The organism is Bradyrhizobium zhengyangense (genome assembly GCF_022012555.1).
Classification (GTDB): Bacteria; Pseudomonadota; Alphaproteobacteria; order Rhizobiales; family Xanthobacteraceae; genus Bradyrhizobium; species Bradyrhizobium zhengyangense.
This window is the reverse complement of the sequence record NZ_JAKLTZ010000004.1, coordinates 51,802-78,041: the sequence shown is the minus strand read 5'-3', so window position 1 is coordinate 78,041 and position 26,240 is coordinate 51,802. Positions and strand designations below refer to the sequence as shown.

The following is a 26,240-nucleotide window of genomic DNA, read 5'->3' as shown; positions in this document are numbered from 1 at the left end:
GAGTCGCCTGAAGGCGCCGGCTTAGGCGGCGCGCTGCGAGACGCCGGGGTTCTTGCCCATCTCGAGCTCGATCTCGCGCGGCAACTCGACGATGGTCTCGGGGTGCTGTCCGTTCTCGAACAGGGCGTATTTGAGGGCCTCTGCGCGGCTGACGAACAGACCGCCATAGAGGCCGTGCTGCTCCTGCGCGATCCACTGACCGCGACGGTTCTTGCCGATGAAGACAATGCTGGAGAGGGAGCTGCACGAAGGAGGTTCGACGAGTTTCACGGAGGTGGTCCTTCCAATTGACGGGCGCAGCGGGATCTCGTCCCGCGGATCGCCCGATCAATATCTTTCTCAATGGATAGGATTTCGAGAGAGAGCGCGCGGCGATCTCATAGGAACGCCATAAGACTCGCGAGCAGCTCAGCCGACATTCTCGCAGGCGACCGGCTCATAGAGGGGGTCGATGGCAGGGCGCACGCTGGGAACGCTTGGCCGTGAGGCTTCCACAGCCAGCGCCTGCACTTCCACGAAAGCCGACATCAGCGCGATTGCGAGATCGCCATGGCAGCCCTCGACGGCCGCATCGAGCCAGTCCGGCAGTTCGCGTTCACGCGACAGCGCGCAATGCCACTCACCCTCGTCATAGGCGATGCGGCGGACGTGCCACAGCGGCAGCTCGAGCTCCATCAGCGCAAGCGCGACATCGGTCCAGGCCTCGGCGTCGATCAGCTGCATCAGGCGAGCGGTGCGCTCGCTCTGGCGGAGCGAGGGGATTCGTCGGCAGGCCTTGTCCATGATCTCGCGCATCAGCGGACCGGTCATGCCTTGCGCATTGCGCAAATGGTCGCTGAGCGAAGGGAAATCGTAGTGTCGGAAAGCGACGGTCATGTCAGGCCTCCTGGAAGTGGTGTCGGTCAGTCGGCCGGCCTCTTCAGGATGGCGGGATGAGCATTGGAAAACGAGATGGGGCGCGGGTGGGAGATATAGGAATCTCATAAAGGTGGGATACGAGCGGTGAGGGGTGCAATGCGCTTCCAAACCCCGCCGTCATCCCCGCGAACGCGGGGATCCATAACCACAGGGGAGATGTTGTGGGACCAGGCTGGTCACTACGAGTCCTCGCCAGACATCTCCCTGGGGTATGGGTTGCGGATCTGGGCTTCGCTTGTCCGGGACGATAGCGGAGGTTGCCGTGCGACTACGAGTCGACCGCACCGTCCGCCCTTTATGAGATTCCTATAACTTCGCCATAGCCCTCGTCTCGAAAACCTATGTCCGTGGTGGCACTTCAATGCGGTGAAAGGTCCCGGCTGGCAACTGCTGCACATGCGTTGCACTTGATACAACGCAAGCTGTCTGCCGGGAAAGAGAGACATGGTTGCCTCCTGAACAGGGCGCAACGAGGAGTTTTCCCATGATGGACATTCTGATGCTGGCGCTGGGCTTCGGCTTCTTCGCGCTCGCGATCGGTTATACCTACGCTTGCGAACGGCTTTGAGGGAGCGGACCATGATCTTCGAGTATTCGCTTGCTGGCGTCGTTTCGCTGGGGCTCCTGTTCTACCTCACCTATGCGCTGCTGCGGCCGGAACGATTCTGAGCCGTGCTGCTGCTTGTCGAATTGCTGCTGGCCGACGTTGCGCTCGTCGGCTGCTTGCTTGCGGTGCTGCTGCCGCTGTTGCGCCGGACACCAAGCCTGAAGGGTTAATTCCATGACTGTGATCGGTTGGCTCCAGATCGTTCTGTTCTGCGTTGTCATCGTCGCACTGACCAAGCCGCTCGGCTATTACATGACGCGCGTGTTCAATGGCGAGAAGACGTTTCTCTCGCCGGTGTTGCGTCCGATCGAGGCCGGCATCTACTGGATTTCGGGCGTCGACGAGAAGCGCGAGCAGCATTGGTTGACCTACACGGTCGCCATGCTGCTGTTCCATGTCGGCGGCTTCCTCATCATCTACGGCGTAATGCGCTTGCAGGCTGTGCTGCCCTTCAACCCGGCCGGGCAGGTCGCCGTGGCCGAGGATCTCTCCTTCAACACCGCGATCTCCTTCATCACCAACACCAACTGGCAGAACTATGGGGGCGAAAGCACGATCTCTTATCTCGTGCAGATGGTGGGCCTGACCCATCAGAACTTCCTGTCGGCCGCGACCGGCATCGCGCTTGCCGTGGCGCTGATCCGTGGTTTCTCGCGTGCCTCGATGCGCACGGTCGGAAATTTCTGGGTCGACGTCACCCGCTGTACGCTCTACGTGCTGCTGCCGATCTGCGTCGTCTACACGCTGTTCCTGGTCTCGCAGGGCATGCCGCAGACGCTCGGCGACTATGTCGAGGCGACGACTCTCGAAGGCGCCAAGCAGACCATCGCGGTCGGCCCGGTGGCATCGCAGGTCGCGATCAAGATGCTGGGCACCAATGGCGGCGGCTTCTTCAATGCCAATGCAGCACACCCGTTCGAGAACCCGACCGCGCTGTCGAACTTCGTGCAGATGCTGTCGATCTTCGCGCTGGGCGCCGCGCTGACCAACGTGTTCGGCCGCATGGTTGGCAACCAGCGCCAGGGCTGGGCCATCCTCGCCGTGATGGGCGTGCTGTTCATCGCCGGCGTCACCGTCACCTATTGGGCGGAAGCAAGCGGCACCTCGACGCTGCAGGCGCTCGGCCTCACCGGCGGCAACATGGAGGGCAAGGAAGTCCGCTTCGGCATCGTCGCGTCCTCGCTGTTCGCCGTGATCACCACCGCCGCCTCCTGCGGCGCGGTCAACGCCATGCATGACAGTTTTACCGCGCTCGGCGGCATGATCCCGCTGATCAACATCGAGCTCGGCGAAATCATCGTCGGCGGCGTCGGCGCCGGCATGTACGGCATGCTCCTTTTCGTCATTCTGGCGATCTTCGTCGCCGGCCTGATGGTCGGCCGCACGCCCGAATATGTCGGCAAGAAGATCGAGGCGCGCGAGGTCAAGATGGCGATGCTGGCCATCCTGGTGCTGCCGCTGATGATCCTTGGCTGGACCGCCGTCGGCGTGGTCTATCCGGCGGCGGTCGCCTCGATGGCGAACGCCGGCCCGCACGGCTTCACCGAGGTGCTCTACGCTTACACCTCGGGAACCGGCAACAACGGCTCGGCCTTTGCGGGCCTCACCGGCAACACCTTCTTCTACAACCTCACGCTGGGCTGCGCGATGTTCATCGGCCGCTTCTTCATGATCGTGCCGGCGATGGCGATCGCGGGCTCGCTTGCAGGGAAGAAATCGATCCCGCCGTCCATGGGCACGTTCCCGACTACGGGCGGGCTGTTCGTCGGCCTCGTCGTCGGCGTGATTCTCATCATGGGCGGCCTGACCTTCTTCCCGGCGCTCGCGCTCGGCCCGATCGTCGAGCATCTCGCGATGAACGCCGGCAACCTCTTCTGATTTCCGGAGTGACCTCCATGGATACGATGAAACTGCAAAAGCGTGCCCCGATGTCGGCAATGCTCGATCCGAAAATCGTGCTGCCTGCGATCCGCGCGTCCTTCGCCAAACTCAATCCGCGGCTGATGGTGAAGAACCCCGTCATGTTCGTGGTCGAGGTCGTGGCTGCGCTCACCACGGTGATCTTCTTGCGCGACCTCGTCACGGGCGGGATGAACCTCGGCTTCACTTTTCAAATCATTCTCTGGCTCTGGTTCACGGTGCTGTTCGCGAACTTCGCCGAGGCGGTGGCCGAGGGCCGCGGCAAGGCGCAGGCGGATTCGCTGCGCAAGACCCGCACCGAAAGCCAGGCCAAGCTCCTTAACGGTGCAGGTCATGACTTCAAGCTTGTGCCGGGCACGAGCTTGAAGGTCGGTGACATCGTGCTGGTCGAGGCGGGAGATACGATTCCGTCCGATGGCGAGGTGATCGAGGGCGTTGCTTCCGTCAACGAGGCCGCCATCACCGGTGAGTCCGCGCCTGTCATCCGCGAGTCCGGTGGCGACCGTTCGGCGGTCACGGGCGGCACGCAGGTGCTGTCCGACTGGATCCGCGTCCGCATCACCGCGGCACAGGGCTCGACCTTCATCGACCGCATGATCAAGCTGGTCGAGGGTGCCGAGCGGCAGAAGACGCCGAACGAGATCGCGCTCAACATCCTGCTCGCCGGCCTCACCATCATCTTCGTGTTCGCCACCGTCACCATCCCGAGCTATGCGGCTTATGCCGGCGGCTCGATCTCGATCATCGTGCTGGTCGCGCTGTTCGTGACGCTGATTCCGACCACGATCGGTGCGCTGCTCTCGGCGATCGGCATCGCCGGCATGGACCGCCTGGTGCGCTTCAACGTGCTGGCAATGTCGGGCCGCGCGGTCGAGGCCGCTGGCGACGTCGACACTCTGCTGCTCGACAAGACCGGCACCATCACCCTCGGCAACCGCCAGGCGACGGCGTTCCGTCCCGTTCGCGGCGTGACCGAGCAGGAACTGGCGGATGCCGGCCAGCTTGCCTCGCTCGCCGACGAGACCCCTGAAGGTCGTTCAATCGTCGTGCTGGCGAAGGAGAAGTACGGCATCCGCGGTCGCGACATGGCCGAGCTTGGCGCGACCTTCGTTCCGTTCACGGCGCAGACCCGTATGAGCGGCGTCGATGCCGGTGGCTCGTCGGTGCGCAAGGGCGCTGTCGATGCAATCTTGAACTACATCGGTGGCGGAGCAGCACAGGCCGTCGCAACTGGCAATGCCGTTCGTGCCGTTCAGCCTTCGCTCAACTCGGACACCGCGCGGGAGATCCAGACGATTTCCGACGAGATCGCAAAGGCCGGCGGCACGCCGCTTGCCGTTGCGAAGGACGGCCGTCTGCTCGGCGTGATCCAACTCAAGGACATCGTCAAGGGCGGCATCCGTGAGCGCTTTGCCGAACTGCGCCGCATGGGCATTCGCACCATCATGATCACAGGCGATAATCCGATGACGGCTGCCGCGATCGCAGCGGAAGCCGGCGTCGACGATTTCCTGGCGCAGGCTACGCCCGAGGACAAGCTCAAGCTGATCCGCGAGGAACAGGCCAAGGGCAAGCTGGTCGCCATGTGCGGCGACGGTACCAACGATGCGCCGGCGCTGGCGCAGGCCGACGTCGGTGTCGCCATGAACACCGGCACGCAAGCCGCCCGCGAGGCTGGCAACATGGTCGATCTCGATTCCAACCCAACCAAGCTGATCGAGGTGGTCGAGATCGGCAAGCAGCTTCTGATGACGCGCGGTGCGCTGACGACGTTCTCGATCGCCAACGACGTCGCAAAGTATTTTGCGATCATCCCGGCGATGTTCCTGGCGTTCTACCCGCAGCTCAACGTGCTGAACGTCATGAACCTGTCGAGCCCGCAGAGCGCGATCCTGTCGGCGATCATCTTCAACGCGCTTATCATCATCGGCCTGATTCCTCTGGCACTGAAGGGCGTCGCCTATCGCGCGGTCGGCGCCGGCGCGTTGCTTCGGCGTAACCTCTTGATCTACGGCCTCGGCGGCATCGTCATTCCCTTCATCGGCATCAAGGCGATCGACCTCGTCGTCGTCGCATTGCATCTCGCCTAACGGAGACCCAACATGCTCAGAGAAATCCGCCCAGCCATCGTCCTCTTGCTGGTGCTCACCGCCATCACGGGCCTGGCCTATCCGCTCGCCATGACCGGCATTGCCGGCGCGATCTTCCCCGCCAAGGCGCAAGGAAGCTTGCTCGGGAAGGACGGCAAGGTGATCGGCTCCGCCCTGATCGGGCAGGAATTCAAGGACGACAAATATTTCCACGGCCGTCCCTCGGCGACACTGGCGCCGGACCCCAATGATTCGACCAAGACGGTCCCGGCGCCCTACAACGCGGCCAATTCCGGCGGCTCCAATCTCGGCCCGACCAGCAAGGCGCTGGCCGACCGGCTGAAGGAGGATGTGGACAAGCTTAAGGCCGAGAACCCGAATGCCCCCGTTCCGGTCGATCTGGTCACGACCTCGGCGAGCGGTCTCGACCCCGACATTTCGCCTGAGGCCGCGCAATTCCAGGTGCCGCGGGTGGCAAAGGCGCGCAATATTCCGGAAGAGTCGCTTAAGACACTCGTCGCCGCCAACACCGAGGGCCGTTGGCTCGGCCTGCTCGGCGAACCCAGGGTTAACGTTCTGGCGCTGAATCTCGCGCTGGATCGTGCGTCCGCGAAGTAGCGTCTAGGCCGGCAATATCAGGATGATTATATTAGCCTGATGGTTCAGCAGCGCCGCGATCCCGAACAACGTCCATCGCCCGAGGCGCTGCTGGAAGCCGCGCGCCGGGAGGAGAGCGCGAGCGGCAAGCTGAAGATATTCGTCGGCGCCGCGCCCGGCGTCGGCAAGACCTACGAGATGCTGCAGAGCGCCCATGCCCGGCGCAAGGCCGGCATCGACGTCGTGGTCGGCTTCGTCGAGACCCATGGCCGCGCCGAGACCGAGGCGCTGGTGCGGGGACTGGAGGTCGTCCCGCGCAAGCGGCTCGACTATCGCGGCCAGATCGTCGAGGAGATGGACCTCGATGCCGTGATCGCGCGGCGGCCGAAGATCGCATTGGTCGACGAGCTCGCGCACACCAATGCCCCCGGCAGCCGTCATCCCAAGCGCTATCTCGACGTCGAGGAGCTGCTCTCCCACGGCATCGACGTCTATACCGCCGTCAACATCCAGCATATCGAGAGCCTGAACGACGTCGTCGCCCAGATCACCCATGTCCGGGTCCGCGAGACCGTGCCGGATTCGATCTTCGACCGCGCCGATGCGATCGAGCTGATCGACCTCACGCCCGACGACCTGATCCAGCGCCTGCGTGAAGGCAAGGTCTACGTTCCCAAGCAGGCCGAGCGGGCGCTGGAGCATTACTTTTCGCCGGGCAACCTGACTGCGCTGCGCGAACTGGCGCTGCGGCGCACGGCAGAGCGCGTCGACGAGCAGCTGCTCAATCACATGCAGGCGAACGCCATCGCAGGCCCGTGGGCCGCGGGCGAGCGCATCCTCGTCTGCGTCAGCGAGGATCCGCGCGCGGCCGGGCTCGTGCGTTATACCAAGCGGCTGGCCGATCGGTTGCATGCGCAATTCACCGCGATCTCGATCGAGACGCGACGCTCGCTCCAGCTCTCGGACCAGGAGCGTGACCGGCTGGCGGACACGCTGCGGCTTGCGGAATCGCTGGGCGGCGAGGCGCTGACGATTCCCGCGGTCGGCCGCCGCATCGCCGACGACGTCATCAATTTCGCGCAAGGCAACAACGTCACCCAGATCGTGATCGGCAAGTCGACCCGCTCGCGCTGGTTCGAGATGGCGCGCGGCTCTGTCGTGCACGATCTGGTGCGCCGTGCCGGCAATATCAGCGTTCATGTCATCCCCGGCGACGAGCTGTTGGACGAGGCGGCGCCGAAGACGGCCGTGCAGACCGCCGCGCGGACCGAACCGTTCAATCCGCTGCCCTATCTCAAATCGCTCGGTGTCGTGCTGGTCGGCCTCGGCGCCGCAGAGCTGCTTCAACCGCGGTTCGGCATCGAGAATGTTGACCTCGTGCTGCTCACCGCGGTGGTCGCGGTCGCGGTGCGCTACGGCTTGTGGCCGTCGCTGCTTGCGAGCATCGCAGCCTCATTGGCCTATAATTTCTTCTTCCTGCCGCCGGTCTACACCTTCACCATCACCGATCCGACCAATGTCGCGGCGTTCTTTTTCTTCATGCTGATCGCGATCCTGGTGTCCAATGTGGCGGCGCGCGTGCGCACGCAGGCCGACACCGCGATCGGCCGCATCAGGACCACTGAGCAGCTTTACGCCTTCAGCCGCAAGCTCGCCGGCACGGCCACGCTCGATGACGTGCTGTGGGCCTCGGCCTATCAGATCGCGCTAATGCTGAAAGTTCGCGTGGTGCTGCTGCTGCCGGAGGATGGCCTGTTGACGGTGAAATCAGGCTATCCGCCCGAGGACCAGCTCGACCAGGCCGATCTTGCCGCCGCCAACTGGGCCTGGAGCAATGACCGCCCCGCCGGCCGTGGCTCGGATACGTTGCCGGGCGCCAAGCGGCTGTTCCTGCCGATGCGCACCGGGCGCGGTCCGATCGGCGTGATCGGCATCGACAATGATCGCACCGGCCCGCTGCTGACGCCGGACCAGCGCCGGCTGCTGGACGCGCTGGTCGACCAGGGCGCGCTCGCGATCGAGCGCGTGCTGCTGGTCGAGGACATGGACCGGGTCAAGCGCACCGTCGAGTCCGAACGACTTCGCTCGGCTTTGCTGACCTCGATTTCCCACGATCTGAAAACGCCGCTCGCGTCTGTGCTGGGGGCGGCCTCGACCATGCGCGATCTCGCCGGCGCGCTGTCCGACACCGAGAAGCGCGACCTGCTGGCGACCGTGATCGACGAGTCCGAGCGGCTCAACCGCTTCATTGCCAATCTGCTCGACATGACCAAGCTCGAATCCGGCGCCATCGTGCCCAACACGGCGCTGCACGATCTCGGCGAGATCGTCGGCAGCGCACTGCGGAGGGCCTCGAAGATCCTGACAGCTCACAAGGTCGAGCTGATCCTGGCTGCCGATCTGCCGATGCTCGAGCTGGATGCCGTATTGTTCGAGCAGGTGCTGTTCAACCTGCTCGACAATGCGGCAAAATATTCACCGGCCGAGACCACCATTGCGATCAAGAGCCGGCGCGAGGGCGACCAGGTGGTGCTTGATATCGTGGACGAGGGTGCCGGCATTCCGCCCATTGAGCTTGAAAGCGTGTTCGACAAGTTCTATCGCGTGCAGAAAGGCGACCACGTGCGTCCCGGCACCGGGCTCGGGCTTGCCATCTCCCGCGGTTTCGTCGAAGCCATGCGCGGCACGATCTCGGCTGCCAATCGCAGCGACCGCAGCGGCGCCATCCTCACCATTCGTCTGCCGGTTCCGGCGCAGACCAAAGCATTGGATACCGCCGCATGAGTGCTGCCCCGATCAAGGTTTTGGTGATCGACGACGAGCCGCCGATCCGCAAGCTGTTGCGGATGGGGCTATCGACGCAGGGCTACGAGATCCTGGAGGCGTCGAACGGCAAGGTCGCGCTGGAGAAGCTCAGCGAAGAGCCCGCGCTGATCATTCTCGATCTCGGCCTGCCCGACATCCAGGGCCATGAGCTGCTGCGCACCATCCGCGCCCGCAACGAGAGCGTGCCGATCGTGGTGCTGTCGAGCCGCGGCGACGAGGCCGGCAAGGTGCAGGCGCTCGATCTCGGCGCCGATGATTATCTGACCAAGCCGTTCGGCATGGACGAGCTCCTGGCGCGCCTGCGCGCCGCACTACGGCATCAGTTGCAGGTGCAGGGTGAGCGTCCGGTGTTTCGCACTGGTGATCTCTCGGTCGATCTCGTCCGCCGCATCGTCAAGCTCGGCGAGCGCGAAATCAAGCTATCGCCGAAGGAATACGATCTCCTGCGCGTGCTGGTCCAGCATGCCGGCAAGGTGCTGACCCACAGATTCCTGCTCAAGGAGCTCTGGGACGAGCTGACCGACGCGCAATATCTGCGCGTCTACGTCCGCCAGCTCCGCCAGAAGATCGAAGCCGATCCGGAGCGCCCGCAATATGTGCTGACGGAGACGGGGATCGGGTACCGCTTGAAGGCGGGGGATTGACTTCCTGTTGGGACGCGATTCTGCTTCCATATCGTCATTGCGAGCGCAGCGAAGCAATCCAGAGTCCCTCCGCGGAACGATCCTGGATTGCTTCGCTGCGCTCGCAATGACGGAGCAAATCAACCCGCCTTCCTCTGCCGCGCTGTGGATCGGTGCGTCTTCTTGGCAGCGTGCCGCCGCCCCGTCGCCCGTCGCGCATGCGACTTCGCCGCGGTTTTCTTCCCGCCGCGCCCCTTCAAGCTCTGCTTCAGCGCATCCATCAGGCTGACAACATTGCTCGGCCGCTCCTCGGGCTCCGGCAATTCGATCTTCTTACCGCTGGCCTTGCGCTTCACCAGCGCCTTCAGCGCGGTTTCGTAGTCGTCCTTAAACTTACTGGGATCGAAATGCGCGGCCTTGGTATGCAGGATGTGGCCGGCGAGCTCGACCATGTCCTTGGTGATCTTCGGGCTCTTGATGTTGTCGAAAAACGCGTCCTCGTCGCGCAGCTCGTAAGGAAAGCGCAGCGTGGTGCCGAGCAGGCCCTTGCCGAGCGGCTCGATCGCGATGATGTGCTCGCGATTGGTCAGCACGATCTTGGCGAGCGCCACGCGATCCTGGTCCTTCATGGCGTCGCGGATCACGGCAAAGGCGTCGATCGCAGCCTTGCCTTCGGGCGCAATGTAATAGGGGTGGTTGAGATAGCGCTGATCGATCTCCTCGCTCGGCACGAAGCTCTCGATGTCGATGGTGTGGTTGCTCTCGATCTGCACGGCCTCGAGCTCCTCCGGCTCGATCTCGACATATTTGCCCTTGCGCAACTCGTAGCCGCGGCCTTTCTGGTCGCTCTCGACGACGTCGCCGGTCTCGGCATCCACCATCTGCTGCTTGAGCCGGTTGCCGGTCTCGCGGTTGATCATGTGAAACCGTGTCTTCTCGGCGGCCGTGGTCGCCGGATAGAGCACGACCGGGCAACTGACCAGCGAGAGTTTCAACGTTCCTTTCCAATAAGCGCGCGGGGCCATTCCATTCTCCAGTGAATTCAACGCGTTTTGGAACTCCAACCACCCGCCAGGGTTTTGGTTCCGGGTGGGACTTTTGCCGTGATAGGCTTCAACGCGATTAGAGGATGTGGGACCGGTCGTGCTGCAAAAACTCTCCACCTATCGAAAGAAGCGTGACTTCGAAAAGACGCCCGAACCGTCGGGCAAGACAGCGGTCGCGCCCTCAAAGCAACGGCGCTTCGTGATCCAGAAACATGATGCGACCCGGCTGCATTACGATCTCAGGCTCGAATTCGACGGGGTGTTCAAGTCCTGGGCAGTGACCAAAGGACCCTCGCTCAATCCGCACGACAAGCGGCTGGCGGTGGAAGTCGAGGACCATCCGCTCGACTATGGCGATTTCGAAGGAACGATCCCCGAGGGGCAGTATGGCGGCGGCACCGTGATGCTGTGGGACCGCGGCACCTGGGAGTCCGATGATCCCGAAGCCGGCTTCAAAAAGGGCGATCTCAAATTCACCCTGCATGGCGACAAGCTGCACGGCAGCTGGGTGCTGGTTCGCATGCGGAATCGCGGCGGTGAGAAGCGCACCAACTGGCTGCTGATCAAGCACCGCGACGACTATGCCAGCGAGGACGAGGATATTTTGGCGGAGGACAAGTCCGTGGCCTCCGGCCGTGCGATGGAACAGATCGCAGGCGGGAAGGGGCGCGCGCCAAAACCGTTCATGCTGGCGAAGAGTAAGGGCAAGGCCGATGCGGTCTGGCAATCCAACCGGGCCGAAGAGACGAAAGGGCGCACGGTCAAGCCGGCGCCCCGTGCGGCGCTGAAGAGCGGAAAAACGTCGAAGAAGAAAGCGACGACTGCGACGACGGCCAAGAAGGCCTCGGAGATGCCTGACTTCGTGGAGCCGCAGCTATGCACCCCGGTAGAGCGGCCGCCAGCGTCGGATGGCTGGTGCCACGAGATCAAGTTCGACGGCTACCGGGTCCAGCTGCGCGTCGAAGACGGCGAGGCGACGCTGAAGACGCGCAAGGGCCTCGACTGGACCGACAAGTTCGCATCGATCGCCAAGGAGGCGAACGGGTTGCCCGACGCGCTGATCGACGGCGAGATCGTCGCCCTCGACCACAACGGCGCCCCGAACTTTTCTTCGCTGCAGGCTGCTCTGTCGGACGGCAAGACCGAAGAGCTGATCTTCTTCGCCTTCGACCTGCTGTTCGCCGAGGGCCTCGACTATCGCCGCCTGCCGCTCGGCGAGCGCAAGGAACGCCTCAAGGAATTGCTGGAGGCGCGCAAGACGAAGGCGAACCAAATCCGTTATGTCGAGCATTTCGAGAGCGGCGGCGAGGCGGTGTTGCAATCGGCCTGCAAGCTCGAGCTTGAAGGCGTGGTGTCGAAGAAGCTGGACGCGCCATACCGTTCGGGCCGCACCGAGAGCTGGACCAAGGCCAAATGTCGCGCCGGCCACGAGGTCGTCATCGGCGGCTACAAGACCACCAATGGAAAATTCCGCTCTCTGATGGCGGGCGTGCATCGGGGCGATCATCTCGCCTTCGTCGGAATGGTCGGGACCGGCTTTGGTGCGGACAAGGTCAAGCGCATCATGCCGTCGCTGAACGCCATGGAGGCCAAGGAAAGTCCCTTCGGTGGCAAGAATGCGCCGAAGAAGACTCGCGACGTGCACTGGCTGAAGCCCGAGCTCGTGGCCGAGATCGAGTTCGCGGGCTTCACCGCCGACGGCAACATCCGCCAGGCCGCCTTCAAGGGCCTGCGGCAGGACAAGCCGGCCGCGGAGGTCGAGGCGGAGACGCCCGTGGATACCAATCTGGCAAAACCCTCGGCCCGGAAGCGCGCCGTGCCGAAGGCCGACAAGCGAAAGAACTCCGGCACCGCCGAGGTCATGGGCGTCGCCATCTCGAAGCCGGACAAGGAGCTGTGGCCTGACGGCGGCGACGGTGAGGGCGTGACGAAGCTCGATCTCGCGCGCTATTTCGAGGCCGTCGGCGCCTGGATGATCGAACATCTGAAGGGCCGCCCCTGCTCGATCCTGCGCGCACCCGACGGTATCTCCGGCGAGAAGTTCTTTCAGCGCCATGCCATGCAGGGCACATCGAACCTGCTCGAGCTCGCCAAGGTCTCGGGCGATCGCAAGCCATATTTGCAGATCGATCGCGTCGAGGGCCTCGCTGCGGTCGCGCAGATTGGCGGCGTCGAACTGCATCCCTGGAATTGCGCGCCTGACGCCTATGATACCCCGGGCCGCCTGGTGTTCGACCTCGATCCGGCACCGGATGTGAAGTTCGCCGATGTCGTCGAGGCGGCCAAGGAGATGCGGAAGCGGCTCGCCGACGTCGGCATGGAGAGCTTTTGCAAGACCACCGGCGGCAAGGGTCTCCACGTCGTGGTGCCGCTGCTCCACGGCGCGCGCGACAAAGTGAGCTGGAAAGAAGCTAAAGCCTTCGCGCAAGGCGTTTGCCAGCGGATGGCCGATGACGATCCCGAGCGCTACCTGCTCAACATGTCCAAGAAGCTGCGCAACGGGAAGATCTTTCTGGACTATCTACGCAATGATCGTCTGTCCACCGCGGTGGCGCCGCTGTCGCCGCGTGCGCGCGATGGTGCGACCGTGTCGATGCCGGTGACCTGGGCGCAGGTGAAGGGCGATCTCGATCCGAAGCGCTACACGGTGCGGACTGTGCCGGGCCTTTTGGCGCGATCGAAGGCGTGGGAGGGCTATGATGATGCGGCCGCGTCGATCAAGGCGGCGATCAAGAAGCTGGCGGGGAAAACGAAGTAGGCCGGAGCTACGGGCGCAACTCCCGTAAGGTGGGCAAAGCGGCGCGTGCCCACCATCTGCCTGTTACGGAGAGGGAAGGTGGGCACGGCGCAAGTGCGCCTTTGCCCACCCTACGAGATCCTCGTTGTGGTGCTAGATCCGGCCCATCAGCAGCAGGATCAGCAGAATGACGATGACGAGCCCAAGGCCGCCGCCGCCGTAATAGCCGGTGCCGTAGAACGGGCCGCCGCCGATGCCGCTGAAGCCGCCGAGCAGCGCGATAACCAGGATGATCAGAATGATCGTACCGATAGACATGAGAATCTCCTCCAGCCCTTTGTCGAAAGGGTCGTTGCAACCTGTCCCGTTGTGCGGAGGGCAACTTGCCCAGGGTTTTAAAGTTCCGGATTTGAAACGGGGCGACGGCTCCAACTTGCATGGAACCTTTGCGTCTCCATCCGGCATCACTATGTGAGGATCAGTCACCACAGGGCAGGGCCATGTCAGCACCGCTTGTCGTCTCCATTCCGCATCGTCTCGGCCGCGAGGAGGCGGTGCGACGGCTCAAGACCGGGCTCGGCCGCGCCGCCGCCAGCATTCCCGTGATGCAGGTCGAGGAGGAGCGCTGGAGCGGCGACACCATGAACTTTCGCATCCGCGCCCTCGGCCAGATCGCAAGCGGTCAGGTTGATGTCGCCGACGACCATGTCAAGGTTCAGGTGGTGCTGCCGTGGCTGCTGCAGCGCTTCGCCGAGATGGCGCAGGCGACCATCCGCAAGCGCGGACAATTGCTACTGACCAAGGATGAGGGGAAATGAGCGTCAGGCGCGCACGCGCTGTCGTCCAGGCTTGATGGAGCTTGCCGTGCGGGCCTCGATGACAGCGGCGGGAAAATCACGGAACGCCTGCGCGAGCGGCAATTCGTTGCCCGCAAGGCCCGGCGCGGCGTAGCCGCTGACGTCGACGGTTGCGTCAAAAGCTTCGAGCGCGGGCCACTCGCGGCCCGCCTGCGTGAAGGGCGCGAATTGTCGCGCAACCACGACGATGGCTGCAGCGCGGCCGTGGTGGCGGACAAAGGAGATCACATGATCGGCGTGCGCGCCGCGCACCTCCAGCGGCTGATAACCGCCTTGCGCAAAAACGTCGGCAAGCTCAGTACGGAGCTTGAGAAGGTGCCGCGTCCACGCCAGCTTGAGCCGGCCGTCCGGCCAGGTCTTGATCAGCCCGCCCCAGTCCGGCGTTTCCAGCGAATCCAGCGCCGCTTGCCTTGCGGCAAAATCCACCGGGCGGCGGTTGTCGGGATCGACCAGCGACAGGTCCCAATATTCGGTGCCCTGGTAGAAATCGGGCACGCCCGGCAGTGTCGCCTTCAGCGTGAGCTGGCTCAGCGAATTCAGCGCGCCAAGCAGCGCGACGCGGCGAGCCAGAGTGGCAAGCGCTTCCAGGAATTCGACTGACAGTGCTGGATCGAGAATCTTCTCGATGAAGCTCTTGACGCCATTTTCATACGCTTCATGCGGATTGAGCCAGCTTGTCTCTTCCTTGCCCTCGCGAGCCGCCTTGAGCGCATAGGCCTGGATGCGCTCGACGAAACTGGCATCCATCCCCTGTAGCGGCCAGGCGCCAAGCAGGGCCTGGTAGAGCATGTATTCGAACGTTGCCGATGGCGCGCGCAGATTGGCGTGGAGCGCAAGGTGCGGCGCGTTCAGCACCTTCCAGCGCGAAACCGCGCTGGTCCATTCGCCTGATATCTCGCTGAGCGCCGCGATCCGCGCCCGCGCATCCTCGCCGCGCTTGGTGTCGTGGGTGGCCGTTGCCGTCATCCCCTGCGGCCATTCCCTGGCGCGGGCTCGCATCGCCTCGTGAAAGGCGGGTACGGTGAGGCCTTTGCTGGCGGGATCGCCGCCGACCTCGTTCAGCGCCAGCAGCCTATGGAACTGGTAGAACGCGGTGTCCTCCAGCGATTTCGCCATCATCGGTCCGGTGAATTGCTGCACCTTCAGCGCAAACCGGCGCACGCGCGGCGCGCTGTGCGGCGGGCGGCCGGGTTTGAGCAGGTCCATGGTCAGCGCATCGCGCAGGAAGTCGAAAATGCCTTCATCCGCAGCGAACCACTCTGCGCGGGCACGCGCGATGGTGTCGTCGATCAGTTTGCGGTCGAGCGCGGTCGGGCCGCTATGGGTCAGGTAAGTGCGATAGACCGGGAAGTGCAGCACGTAGAGCTCGAGTGCCTGCCGCAGGCTGTCGGCGGAGAAGTCGCGGGTCGAATAGTGCCCGTTGGCGATCCGGGCAAGCAGACGCGTCAGCACGATGAATTCGCTGGTCAGCAGCGTCTCCAGCACGCGCCTCTTGGCATCCTTCACGTAAGGCGCGAGCCGCGGCGGCCGGTTGCTGATCTGGCGCCAGGTTTCGTCCAGCGCCTCCAGCCCCCTGGCATCGACCAGCACCTGGGTGATCGCGTTCATCCATTCATAGCCGGTGGTGCCCTGGACGCCGGCAAAGTGCGGCAACTTCTCGTGCTCGCACAGGATCTTTTCGATCACGGTGTAGAACGGCTTTGCATTGCCTTGCGCGTCGCGCACCAGCCGGCGTAGCCGCTGGCAATATTGCGCGGGGTCGCGCAGGCCGTCGATGTGATCGAGGCGGATGCCTTGCAGCTTCCCGTCGGTGACGAGCTGCTTCACCAGCCGGTGCGTGGCGGCAAACGTGCTCGCGTCCTCGACGCGGAGGCCCGCGAGCCCGTTGACGTCGAAGAAACGGCGATAGTTGATGTCGCTGGACGCCAGCCGCCAATGGCCCAGCTTGTAGTTCTGCCGTTCTAGCAAGTGATGCAGCGCCAGCGTCTGCGCCGGGCGATCTTTTGCCGGGCGATAGGCGGCGAGGCCGTGGATGATGATGTCGGCGCTGCCTGTGATCTCCTTCAACTCCGCCTTGAAGCCCGGCGCTTCCTTGCGGTTCGGCCGGCGCAGGCCGGTGGTGTGCGCGGCGAGCGAGAGCAGGCGTTTGCCGGCGACGGTATCGGCGGCATCCGCCTCCTTCACGATCATCCGCAGGATCTCGCCATAGCGTTCCGGCGCGATCGGCAGGCGGTGCTCGAAATACCAGGCAGAAAAACTGCCCTCATCCGGATCGTAGCGCAGCTCAATGTCGCCGCGTTCCAGCGCCTCGCCATAGGACGTACCGAGGATCGGCAGCAGCACGCCGCCGCGGGCACGATAGGGCAATTGATCCCAATCGATGTCGAAGGAAACGGCGTGCGGCGAGGCCTGGCCCCATTCCAACACGTCCAGCCACCAGGGATTGTCGGCGAAGTGCACGCCGACATGATTGGGCACGAAGTCGATGATGAGGCCGAGATCGTGCTTAGCGAGCGTCTCGCTCAGCCGCGCAAAGCCGGCCTCGCCACCGAGCTCGGGATTGAACTGGCTGTGATCGACGGTGTCGTAGCCATGGGTCGAGCCTTTGCGTGCCTTCATCACCGGAGAGGCGTAGAGATGCGTGATCCCGAGCGCCTTGAGGTAAGGCACGACCGCAGCGGCCTTGTCGAAGTCGAAATCCGCGGTGAGCTGAAGCCGGTAGGTCGCAAGAGGAATCGCGGAAGGCATATCAACCTCCGAGATGCCAAACCACCGACCAGGGCGGAAGTCGGTCGCCGGCCGCGCCGCCCCAGATCGGCGTGCCTGCATTGTTGTTGGAATGCGCGATGTCTTTGTCGGACAGATTGGCCGTGAGCCGCAGCGTCGTACCGTCGCCCATGCGCCAGTGCGCATTGAGCAGGCCGTTGTCTTCAGCCACGGCATCGCCGAACCGCGCGCCCTTCAGCCGCGGCATGATCTCCTTGTGGCGAAGCGCGAGGAGATTGCGCACCAGCGCCAGCCGCGCGTCCTGTTCGGGCGTGCGGCCCGTCCAGTCCAGCACGGCCGATTGCGGCGTGGCCGGATCAAGCGGATCGGGCACTTCGTCGCCGTATGTCGCGTAGGCCCAGGCATATTCCTGCTTGCGGCCCTTGCGCACGGCATCGGCAAGGCCGCCCTGGAAATCGCAGAAGAACGGGAAGGGCACCTTCGAGCCCCATTCTTCGCCCTGGAACAGCATCGGCACCATCGGCGCGAGCAGCGTCACTGCGAGCGCGGCCTCGATCTGCTGCGGCGAGGCCAGGCTCTCGAGGCGGTCGCCAAGCGGGCGGTTGCCGATCTGGTCGTGGTTTTGCAGGAAGGTGACGAAGGTCGCCGGCGGCAGCTCGCCGCTGGCTTCGCCGCGCGGCTTCTTGCCCCAGAATTCCGAGATCTCGCCCTGATAGACGAAGCCCGAGGCGAGCGCGCGCGCGAGGTCCATGCGCGGCGTCTGGTAGTCGCCGTAATAGCCGTTGAGCTCGCCGGTCAGCATCACGTGCCAGACGTGATGATAGTCGTCGTTCCACTGCGCGCGATATTTGCCGCTCGGCGGCTCCTGCGCGGCGTCAAGCATGCTGGCGCGGTTATCGCCATTCTCCAGCACGAGATGAATGTGTCGGTCGGTGGCCTTGGCAAGCTCGCCGACGGCGGCGCTGAGGTCGTGCAGCATCGACTGCTCGCCGGGAATCGCCATGATGTGGTTGGCGGCATCGAGTCGCAAACCATCGAAGCGATAGTCGGTCAGCCAGGACAGCGCATTCTCGACCGCAAAGGCCCGCACTTGCGGCACGCGATAATCGATCGCGCTGCCCCAGGGCGTGTGCGCGTCGGTGAAGAAGGTTGGTGCATAGCGGCCGAGATAATTTCCTTCGGGGCCGAAGTGATTGTAGACCACGTCGAGGAAGACCATCAGCCCGCGCAGATGCGCTTCGTCGATTAGCGTCTTCAGATCTTCCGGGCGGCCATAGGCACTGTCGGGCGCGTACCAGAGCACGCCGTCATAGCCCCAGCCGCGGCGGCCGGCGAAATCGGCCAGCGGCATCAGCTCCAGCGTGGTGATGCCTGATACGACCAGATGATCGAGCTTGTCGATCATGGCGCGGTAAGTGCCGTCGCGCGTGAAGGTGCCGACATGGGTCTCGATCAGCACCGTCTCTTCCCAGGGGCGGCCGCGCCAATCCTTCGCGCGCCACTTGAAGGCGTCGTGATCGATCACCTCGCTCGGGCCGAACACATCCTCGGGCTGGAATGCGGACGCCGGATCGGGGACGTCGATCTCGTCGTCGATCCTGAACCTGTAGGGGCTGCCGACTGGCAAGCCCGCGATTTCGGCGACATACCAGCCATCCTGCCGGCGCTGCATCGCGTGCCGCCGCTCGAGCAGGAGGTCGACGCGACGCGCGCCGGGCGCCCACAGTCGGAACGACACGCCGTCCTTGGTCGGCTTCGCCCCGAAGGATGGCCTCATAGCGCCCCCGCGAACGCGAGCACGGAGCGCGGCGGCGCCTTGCTGTCGCTTCCAGACATGAAATTAACGCTGTTCAGCTTGGCATCCGTCGTATTGAGGATCTGCTGCCAGCTCTTGTATTCGGGCATTTTGGGCAATTTGAATGCGATCTCTTCGGGGGCGGCGTTCAGTACGATAAAGATCGCCGCGCTGCCCGGTTCCATCGGTCCCATCACATAAGAAAGGAACCGGCCGTCCGGAAATGTCCAGTCGCTGTCCGTCATCTCGTTGCCTTCGGGCGTCAGCCACAGCGCACCGTAGGAGATGCCGTCCTTGGGGCGGCCATCGAGCCAGCGATGGCTGCGCAACTGCGAGAATTTTCGCCTGACGTCAGCGAGGTCAGCGACGAAATCGACCATGTCGTCGCCGTCCTTGCCGAGATTGTCCCAGCCGACCCAGCCTACTTCGTTGTCCTGGCAATAGGCGTTGTTGTTGCCGGATTGCGAATTGCCGACCTCGTCGCCGGCAAGGATCAAGGGAATACCCTGCGCCAGCATCAGACAGGCCAGCACGTTCTTGCGAAGCTGGCGGCGCAGGCCGAGGATCTTGGGATCGTCGGTCGGGCCCTCGACACCGCAATTGTTGCTGTGGTTGTCGTTGGAGCCGTCGCGATTGTCCTCGCCATTGGCCTCGTTGTGCTTGTCGTTGTAGCTGAAGAGATCGGCCAGCGTGAAGCCGTCATGGACCGTGATGTGGTTGATGCTGGCGCGCGGCCGGCGGCCATCGTGATTGAACAGGTCGGAGGAGGCCGTCATGCGGCTGGAGATATCGCCGATCAGGCTGCCTTCGCCGCTCCAGTAGCGGCGCATGGCGCTGCGATAGCGATCGTTCCACTCCGACCATTGCGAGGGGAAGGCGCCGACCTGGTAGCCGCCGAGGCCGAGATCCCAGGGTTCGGCGACGAGCTTGACGGTGGCGAGCACCGGATCCTGCCGGATTGCAGTCAGGAACGAGATGCCGCGATCAAAACCGTTCGGGCCGCGCGCGAGCGTGGTGGCAAGGTCGAAGCGGAAGCCGTCGACATGGCAGACCTCGACCCAGTAGCGCAAGCTATCCATCACCATCTGCAGCACCCGCGGATGAGTGAGGTTCACCGAGGAGCCGCAGCCGGTGAAGTCGTCGTAATATCGCGGGTTCTCGCGGTTCAGCCAGTAATAGGAGGCGTTGTCGATGCCGCGATAGCACAGCGTCGGGCCGAGATGGTTGCCCTCGGCGGTGTGGTTGTAGACCACATCGAGCATCACCTCGATGCCGGCATCGTGCAGGCGCGCCACGGTGGTGCGGAAGGAATCCAGCGCGTTGTCCTGGGCATAGCGCTGCTCCGGCGCGAAGAAGGACAGCGTGTTGTAGCCCCAGTAATTGGCGAGCTTCTTCTCGACCAGCACGCGGTCGTCGACGAAGCTGTGGATCGGGAGCAATTCGATGGTGGTGACGCCGAGCTTCTTCAAATGCTCGATCATCGCCGGCGACGACAGCCCGCCATAGGTACCGCGCAAATTCGGCGGCACGTCGTCGCGCTTCTGGGTCAGGCCCTTGACGTGAGCCTCGTAGATGATGGTGTCTTCCCAGGGGATGTTGGGCCTTATCTCGCGCCGGCCCCAGTTGAAGGTCTCGTCGACCACGACGGCCTTGGGCATGCCGCGCGCATTGTCGCGCCGGTCGAACGAGAGATCCTCGCGCGCCGAACCGGTGCGATAGGCGAAATGCGCATCGCTCCAGACCAGGCGCCCGGCAAGGCGCTTGGCGTAGGGATCGAGCAGCAGCTTGTTGGCGTTGAAGCGGTGGCCGTGCTCGGGCTCATAAGGGCCATGCACGCGATAGCCGTAGAGCTGGCCCGGCGAGACGTCGTTGAGATAGCCATGCCAGACGTCCTCGGTGCGCTCCGGCAGCTCGATGCGCTCGAGCTCGCGCCGGCCCTGGCTGTCGAACAGGCACAGCTCGATCTTCTGCGCATGGGCTGAGAACAGCGCGAAGTTGGTGCCGCGTCCGTCCCAGCTTGCACCGAGGCGCGCGGGCGATCCAGCAGTCAGACGCATCGGTCAGCTTTCCGGAACGAGGAAGATCGCGGCGAGCGGCGGAATGGTGAGACGAAGCTCGGGCGACTTGCCGGCAACGGTTTGCACCTCGCCGATGTTGCCGACATTGGTGCCGCCATAATGGGCGGAGTCCGAGTTGAACACCTCTTTCCACTTGCCGGCAAAGGGCACGGGGACGCGATAGTTGCGATAGACATTGGGTGAGAAGTTGATGACCACGAGACACCGCGCGTGCTCGTCAAAGCCCTTGCGCAGCCAGGCAAAGACATTGCGGTTGGCATCGTCGGTGATCAGCCATTCGAAGCCGGCCTGATCGCAATCCATCTGGTGCAGCGCCGGCACCGCGCGATAGAGCCGGTTGAGGTCGCGGACCAGCGCCTGGACGCCGGAATGGTACTTGTATTCCAGCAGGTGCCAGTCGAGCGACTGGTCGTGATTCCATTCGCGGCTTTGCGCGATCTCGCCGCCCATGAACAGCAGCTTCTTGCCGGGATGGCCGAACATGAAGCTGTAATAGGCGCGCAGGTTCGCAAAGCGCTGCCATTCGTCGCCGGGCATGCGGCCGAAGATCGAGCGCTTGCCGTGCACGACCTCGTCATGCGACAGCGGCAGGATGAAGTTTTCCGAGAAGGCGTAGTGCAGGCCGAACAGGATATCGCCGTGATGATATTTGCGGTGGATCGGATCCTTGCTGATGTAGTTCAGCGTGTCGTGCATCCAGCCCATGTTCCACTTGTAGCCGAAACCGAGCCCGCCGAATTCGACCGGGCGCGAGACCTGCGGCCATGCGGTGGATTCCTCGGCTGCCGTGGTCGCCTGCGGGAAGCGCGCGAACAGCTCGGTGTTGAAGCGGCGCAGGAAGTTGATCGCCTCGATGTTCTCGCGGCCGCCGTACTGGTTCGGAATCCAGGCACCGGGCGGGCGGCTGTAGTCCAGATAAAGCATGGACGCGACCGCATCGACGCGCAGGCCGTCGATAGCGTAGCGCTCGAGCCAGAACAGCGCGTTCGACACGAGGAAGTTCGTCACTTCGGTGCGGCCGTAATTGTAGATCAGCGTGCCCCAGTCGAGGTGGCGGCCCTGCAGCGGGTTGGCGTGCTCATACAGCGCCGTGCCGTCGAAGCTGCCGAGCCCGTGCGGATCATCAGGGAAATGTCCGGGCACCCAGTCGAGCAGCACGCCGATGCCCTCGCGATGGCAGGCATCGATCAGCGCGGCAAACTCCTCAGGCGAGCCGAAACGGCTGGTCGGCGCATAGAGGCCGGTCGGCTGATAGCCCCAGGAGCCGTCGAACGGATGCTCGCTCACCGGCAGGAATTCGAGGTGGGTGAAGCCCATGTCGCGGGCATAGGCCGGCAGTTGCTCGGCGAGTTCGCGATAGGTTAGCCATTCGTTGCCGCTCTTGCGCCGCCACGAGCCGAGATGGACCTCGTAGATCGACATCGGCGCCGACAGCGCGTTGATGCCGTCGGGCGCCGGGCGAGGCCGCGGCAGATGCGCCTCGTCGAACACGATCGACGCCGTCTTCGGCCGCACTTCGCTGGCAAACGCCATCGGGTCGGACTTCAGCGGCAGCAGATGGCCATGCGGTCCGATGATCTCGAACTTGTAATGATCGCCGGATTTGGCATGCGGAATGAACAATTCCCAATAGCCGGCGCCGCGCACGCGCATCGGATGACGCCGCCCGTCCCAGAAATTGAAATCGCCGACCACGGACACCCGCCGCGCATTCGGAGCGAGCACGACGAAACCGATACCGTCGATGCCGTCCAGCCGCATCGGATGGGCGCCGAGCTTGTCGTAGAGCCGCTGATGCGTGCCTTCGCCGAGCAGATAGAGGTCGAAATCGGTCAGGATTGGCGGAAAGCGATAGGCGTCCTCGAACTCGACGAGTTTGTCGCCGAATTTGGCGCGAAGCTGGTAGTGCTTCGAGCCGTTGGGCAGGGCGCCGATGAACAGGCCGGAATCGTGGACGCGGTCGAGCGGCGCGACTTCGCCATGCTCACCGACCGCCTCGACATTGGAGGCCTCCGGCAGGAAGGCGCGCACCACGCTCTTGCCACCCTCGGGATGCATCCCGAGATAGTGGAAGGGATCGGAGTGGCGCCCCTCGATGATGGCGTAGGCTTCGGCTGGCAGTTTAGGCATGGGCTTCGCTCCCGGCACTGGACAGAATGCGAAGCAGGCCGGTCAGCGGCGCATGGAGCCCTTCGGGCCGGTGGGACAGCTCGTACTCTACCTCGTCGAACGCTAGATCAAGCAGGAAAAACCTTAACATGCTTTCCGCGGAATGTGCGTCTTCCGGCCAGAGCCGCCGGTCGGTCATGGCCTCACGATAGGCGGACTGGAAGGTCGCGGTGGCGCGCTCGCGCCATTCGTCGAGCGCGGCCGTAATCCGGCCGTGTTCATGACCCCCGCCCGACAGCGCCCGGCCAAGCGCGGCGTTAACCGAAAGATCGATCGAGCGGACCAGGCCGGCGACATCGCGCGCGGCAGGCAGCTTGCGCCGCTTGTCGACCAGGGTGAGGTGCGGATCGCCGTCGAAATCGATGATGAAGATGTCGTCCTTCACGATCAGAGTTTGCCCGAGGCGGAAGTCGCCATGATGACGGATGTTCAACCCGCCGATGTCGGATGGCAAGAGCGCATTGACGTGGCCGGGCAAGGTCGCGCGCATCGCGACGAGCTGATCGATCAGGGGCCGGTCAGCCTCGCGCAGGCCGTCCCGGGCATCGGCCAGCCGGTCGAAGACCCGCTCGGCCCTTGCCTTGAGGTCTGTCGTCCAGCGCTTGACGTCGGCTTTGCCGATCGGTTCAGGGGCAAGGTCGGGGGATTTTGCGGCGGCGAGCGCCATGTGCAACTCGGCGAGCCGACGGCCAATCTGCGCCACGAAGTGCAAATAGGGTGACTGCTCCTGGGTCTCGCGGTGCATTTCATCCGGCGGCAGCACCCGCTGCTCGTCGATATAGCGGTCGAGGTAGCCCGTGGTGACGGCCCAGCCGTCACCCTGGTTCTCGACATAGGCATGCAGCACGCCGAGCGCGCTGCGGCTGACGCCCTCGACCAGCTCGACGCTGCCGAGCAGCGCTGGTGTGTTGGGAAAGCGCGCGACCTCGGTGAGATAATTGCCGATTTCGATCTCGGGGTTGCTGCCGCTCTCGAGCCGACGATAGATCTTGGCGACATACTGATTGTCGACCAGCGCCGTGCTGTTCGATTGCTCGACCGTCCGAATGCGCGCAGGCTCCTTCACGGTGTAATCCGCGAACCGGCTTGTCGGCTTGAACTCGAGCCGCAGATTGTTCTCGTCCACGACGAGATTCTGCGACAAGCCTCGCAGGAAAAGCCCGATGAAGATCTGGTCGGTGGCGACGTCGAGCAGCGTGCCTTCGCGTGCGCCCTGGCGCACGGCGGCGAGTGCCCTCGGATTGAAGCGCTCGCGGTCGAAGCGGACCCACTCGATCTGCATCGGCAGCACGTAGCGCGTCGCGACTTCGTCGTCCGTCGTCTCGAAGAACGCGATCCACGGCCTGTTGTCGCCGATGTCGCTGAACGGCACTGCTGACGTCAGCGCAGCCTTGATGTGCTTGGGATCGTGTTCGGGATACCAGCGCGTGCGCGACAGGAATCCCGGCAGCACGTCGCGCTCGAACACGCCGCGCTCACGGGCAAGCGACACCCAGTTGGAGTTGACAGGCACCACCAGCGTTTCGAATTCCGGCACCGCGCGCGGCACCACCGGCTCGGATTTGTCGCGCTCCTGGAGCTGGAACCAATAGAAGCCATAGGGCCCCAGCGTGATCATGTAGGGCAATTCGCCGATCGCCGGAAAACGCGTACGGCCGAGCATCTCCTGCGGGATGCGATCCTTCCACGGCGACAGATCGAGCTCGGTCGCCTGCGCCGCGCGCGACAGATTGGCGACACAGAGGATGACCTCGTCGCGATATTGCCGGACATAGGCCAGCACGGCGCGGTTGGCCGGGCGGATGAAGGTCATGGTGCCGCGGCCGAAGGCGAGCGTCGACTTGCGTACCGAGATCAGCCGCTTGGTCGCGTTCAGCAGCGAGGACAGGCTGCGCGACTGTGCCTCCACGTTGACTGATTCGTAGCCGTAGACGGGGTCCATGATCAGCGGCGCATAGAGACGGGCGGGATCGGCGCGGGAGAAGCCGCCATTGCGGTCCGGGCTCCACTGCATCGGTGTGCGCACGCCGTTGCGGTCGCCGAGATAGATGTTGTCGCCCATGCCGATCTCGTCGCCGTAATAGATGATCGGCGTGCCGGGGAAGGACAGCAGCAGCGAGTTCATCAGCTCGATCTTGCGCCGGTCGTTGTCCATCAGTGGCGCGAGGCGCCTGCGGATGCCGACGTTGATACGGGCGCGGGGATCGTTGGCGTAGGTGGTCCAGAGATAGTCGCGCTCGACGTCGGTCACCATCTCCAGCGTCAGCTCGTCATGGTTGCGCAGGAACAGCGCCCATTGGCAGCTCGCGGGAATATCAGGCGTCTGGCGCAGGATGTCGGTGATCGGGAAACGGTCCTCCTGCGCGATCGCCATGTAGATGCGTGGCATCAGCGGGAAATGGTAGGCCATGTGGCACTCGTCGCCACGGCCGAAATATTCCTGCACGTCCTCCGGCCATTGATTGGCCTCAGCCAGCAGCAGCTTTCCCTTGGAATAGGCGTCGAGCTCGTGGCGCAGGCGCTTGATGATCGCATGCGTCTCCGGGAGGTTCTCGTTCGAGGTGCCCTCGCGCTCGCAGAGATAGGGAATGGCGTCCAGGCGGAAGCCGTCGACGCCGGCGTCCAGCCAGCGCTTCATCACCTGAATGATGGCGCTGACGACGCGCGGATTGTCGAAATTGAGGTCGGGCTGGTGCGAGAAGAAGCGGTGCCAGTAGAACGCGCCGGCCTCGGGATCCCAGGTCCAGTTCGACTTCTCGGTGTCGGTGAAGATGATGCGCGTGCCCTGGTATTTCTGGTCGGTGTCGCTCCACACATACCAGTCGCGAGCGCTCGAGCCGGCCGGGCTGCGGCGCGCGCGCTTGAACCAATTGTGCTGGTCGGACGTGTGGTTGACGACCAGCTCGGTGATGACGCGCAGGCCGCGCTTCTGCGCTTCCTGGATGAAGCGCTTGAAGTCCTTCATCGTCCCGAAATCGGGATTGACCGCGCCGTAATCGCCGATGTCGTAGCCGTCGTCGCGGCCGGGCGAGGGGTAGAACGGCAGCAGCCACAGCGCAGTGACGCCAAGATCCTGCAGATAAGGCAGCTTCTCGGTCAGCCCTGCGAAATCGCCGATGCCGTCATTGTTGCTGTCGGCAAAGGCCTTGACGTGGAGCTGGTAGATGATGGCGTCCTTGTACCAGAGCTCGTCCGCGATCGCGGCAGCCTCGGCCTTCTTGGTGTCGACGGAAGACAGAACATTCATGGC

Annotated in this window: 17 protein-coding genes; 8 read left to right on the top strand and 9 right to left on the bottom strand. The window is 63.9% G+C overall.

All coding sequences use genetic code 11. The features are described 5' to 3' along the window. Positions 1-21 precede the first annotated feature (21 nt). Together L6639_RS15875 and L6639_RS15870 are read right to left on the bottom strand one after the other, a co-directional pair. Positions 22-270: a hypothetical protein gene (locus L6639_RS15875; protein WP_237862648.1), complete on the bottom strand. Its 249-nt coding sequence runs from the start codon at positions 268-270 to the stop codon at positions 22-24. A gap of 138 nt (positions 271-408) precedes the next feature. Continuing rightward, positions 409-876, bottom strand: coding sequence for a hypothetical protein (locus L6639_RS15870; protein WP_237862647.1), 468 nt, complete (start codon positions 874-876; stop codon positions 409-411). 621 nt (positions 877-1,497) lie between these two features. Between L6639_RS15870 and L6639_RS15865 the strand changes: the two genes are divergently transcribed. The 6 genes from L6639_RS15865 (at position 1,498) to L6639_RS15840 (ending at position 9,602) form a co-directional block, all read left to right on the top strand. Continuing rightward, complete coding sequence (locus L6639_RS15865; protein ID WP_237862646.1) at positions 1,498-1,587, top strand: K(+)-transporting ATPase subunit F; 90 nt, start codon at positions 1,498-1,500, stop codon at positions 1,585-1,587. Between the two features lie 112 nt (positions 1,588-1,699). Further along, the gene (gene kdpA, locus L6639_RS15860; RefSeq protein WP_237862645.1) at positions 1,700-3,403 is read left to right on the top strand and encodes a potassium-transporting ATPase subunit KdpA; all 1,704 of its coding nucleotides are present in this window, start codon (positions 1,700-1,702) and stop codon (positions 3,401-3,403) included. A gap of 17 nt (positions 3,404-3,420) precedes the next feature. After that, positions 3,421-5,535, top strand: a complete 2,115-nt coding sequence (kdpB, locus tag L6639_RS15855) for a potassium-transporting ATPase subunit KdpB (protein ID WP_237862644.1) — start codon at positions 3,421-3,423, stop codon at positions 5,533-5,535. A gap of 12 nt (positions 5,536-5,547) precedes the next feature. Beyond that, positions 5,548-6,153, top strand: a complete 606-nt coding sequence (locus tag L6639_RS15850; RefSeq protein ID WP_237862643.1) for a K(+)-transporting ATPase subunit C — start codon at positions 5,548-5,550, stop codon at positions 6,151-6,153. Between the two features lie 39 nt (positions 6,154-6,192). Continuing rightward, positions 6,193-8,916, top strand: coding sequence for a sensor histidine kinase (locus L6639_RS15845; protein ID WP_237862642.1), 2,724 nt, complete (start codon positions 6,193-6,195; stop codon positions 8,914-8,916). After that, complete coding sequence (locus L6639_RS15840) at positions 8,913-9,602, top strand: response regulator (protein WP_237862641.1); 690 nt, start codon at positions 8,913-8,915, stop codon at positions 9,600-9,602. The genes L6639_RS15845 and L6639_RS15840 overlap by 4 nt, the downstream gene beginning before the upstream one ends. A 119-nt stretch (positions 9,603-9,721) precedes the next feature. Here L6639_RS15840 and ku read toward each other — a convergent pair whose 3' ends face one another. Then, complete coding sequence (ku, locus tag L6639_RS15835; protein ID WP_237862640.1) at positions 9,722-10,606, bottom strand: non-homologous end joining protein Ku; 885 nt, start codon at positions 10,604-10,606, stop codon at positions 9,722-9,724. Positions 10,607-10,724: 118 nt separating this feature from the next. Here ku and ligD point away from each other — a divergent pair, with 118 nt between their 5' ends. Further along, positions 10,725-13,385, top strand: coding sequence for a DNA ligase D (ligD, locus tag L6639_RS15830; RefSeq protein ID WP_237862639.1), 2,661 nt, complete (start codon positions 10,725-10,727; stop codon positions 13,383-13,385). 132 nt (positions 13,386-13,517) lie between these two features. On the opposite strand, the gene L6639_RS15825 is transcribed toward ligD, so the two are convergent. Then, complete coding sequence (locus tag L6639_RS15825) at positions 13,518-13,682, bottom strand: DUF3309 family protein (RefSeq protein WP_018318514.1); 165 nt, start codon at positions 13,680-13,682, stop codon at positions 13,518-13,520. 182 nt (positions 13,683-13,864) lie between these two features. Here L6639_RS15825 and L6639_RS15820 point away from each other — a divergent pair, with 182 nt between their 5' ends. Beyond that, a complete protein-coding gene (locus L6639_RS15820; protein ID WP_237862638.1) occupies positions 13,865-14,182 on the top strand; it encodes a polyhydroxyalkanoic acid system family protein in 318 nt (105 codons plus the stop codon). A 3-nt stretch (positions 14,183-14,185) separates the two neighbouring features. On the opposite strand, the gene treY is transcribed toward L6639_RS15820, so the two are convergent. From treY to treS, 5 genes are read right to left on the bottom strand one after another with little or no spacing between them, the layout of a single operon-like run. Beyond that, positions 14,186-16,969 carry a malto-oligosyltrehalose synthase gene (gene treY / locus L6639_RS15815; RefSeq protein WP_237862637.1) on the bottom strand — a complete coding sequence of 928 codons (2,784 nt, stop codon included), beginning with the start codon at positions 16,967-16,969 and terminating at the stop codon, positions 14,186-14,188. Position 16,970: 1 nt separating this feature from the next. Further along, the gene (gene treZ, locus L6639_RS15810) at positions 16,971-18,725 is read right to left on the bottom strand and encodes a malto-oligosyltrehalose trehalohydrolase (RefSeq protein ID WP_237862636.1); all 1,755 of its coding nucleotides are present in this window, start codon (positions 18,723-18,725) and stop codon (positions 16,971-16,973) included. Further along, positions 18,722-20,800, bottom strand: a complete 2,079-nt coding sequence (gene glgX / locus L6639_RS15805) for a glycogen debranching protein GlgX (RefSeq protein WP_237862635.1) — start codon at positions 20,798-20,800, stop codon at positions 18,722-18,724. Before glgX ends, treZ begins: the two co-directional genes overlap by 4 nt. A 3-nt stretch (positions 20,801-20,803) precedes the next feature. After that, the gene (gene glgB / locus L6639_RS15800) at positions 20,804-22,951 is read right to left on the bottom strand and encodes a 1,4-alpha-glucan branching protein GlgB (protein ID WP_237862634.1); all 2,148 of its coding nucleotides are present in this window, start codon (positions 22,949-22,951) and stop codon (positions 20,804-20,806) included. Further along, entirely contained in the window at positions 22,944-26,237 is a 3,294-nt protein-coding gene (treS, locus tag L6639_RS15795; protein WP_237862633.1) for a maltose alpha-D-glucosyltransferase, read from the bottom strand. Before treS ends, glgB begins: the two co-directional genes overlap by 8 nt. Between the last annotated feature and the right edge of the window lie 3 nt (positions 26,238-26,240).

Bases quoted from the DNA above. Each gene is read 5' to 3' on its own strand.
- L6639_RS15870 (WP_237862647.1), bottom strand. From the start codon at position 876: ATGACCGTCGCTTTCCGACACTACGATTTCCCTTCGCTCAGCGACCAT.
- L6639_RS15865 (WP_237862646.1), top strand. From the start codon at position 1,498: ATGATCTTCGAGTATTCGCTTGCTGGCGTCGTTTCGCTGGGGCTCCTG.
- kdpA (WP_237862645.1), top strand. From the start codon at position 1,700: ATGACTGTGATCGGTTGGCTCCAGATCGTTCTGTTCTGCGTTGTCATC.
- kdpB (WP_237862644.1), top strand. From the start codon at position 3,421: ATGGATACGATGAAACTGCAAAAGCGTGCCCCGATGTCGGCAATGCTC.
- L6639_RS15850 (WP_237862643.1), top strand. From the start codon at position 5,548: ATGCTCAGAGAAATCCGCCCAGCCATCGTCCTCTTGCTGGTGCTCACC.
- L6639_RS15845 (WP_237862642.1), top strand. From the start codon at position 6,193: ATGGTTCAGCAGCGCCGCGATCCCGAACAACGTCCATCGCCCGAGGCG.
- L6639_RS15840 (WP_237862641.1), top strand. From the start codon at position 8,913: ATGAGTGCTGCCCCGATCAAGGTTTTGGTGATCGACGACGAGCCGCCG.
- ku (WP_237862640.1), bottom strand. From the start codon at position 10,606: ATGGCCCCGCGCGCTTATTGGAAAGGAACGTTGAAACTCTCGCTGGTC.
- L6639_RS15825 (WP_018318514.1), bottom strand. From the start codon at position 13,682: ATGTCTATCGGTACGATCATTCTGATCATCCTGGTTATCGCGCTGCTC.
- L6639_RS15820 (WP_237862638.1), top strand. From the start codon at position 13,865: ATGTCAGCACCGCTTGTCGTCTCCATTCCGCATCGTCTCGGCCGCGAG.
- treY (WP_237862637.1), bottom strand. From the start codon at position 16,969: ATGCCTTCCGCGATTCCTCTTGCGACCTACCGGCTTCAGCTCACCGCG.
- treZ (WP_237862636.1), bottom strand. From the start codon at position 18,725: ATGAGGCCATCCTTCGGGGCGAAGCCGACCAAGGACGGCGTGTCGTTC.
- glgX (WP_237862635.1), bottom strand. From the start codon at position 20,800: ATGCGTCTGACTGCTGGATCGCCCGCGCGCCTCGGTGCAAGCTGGGAC.
- glgB (WP_237862634.1), bottom strand. From the start codon at position 22,951: ATGCCTAAACTGCCAGCCGAAGCCTACGCCATCATCGAGGGGCGCCAC.
- treS (WP_237862633.1), bottom strand. From the start codon at position 26,237: ATGAATGTTCTGTCTTCCGTCGACACCAAGAAGGCCGAGGCTGCCGCG.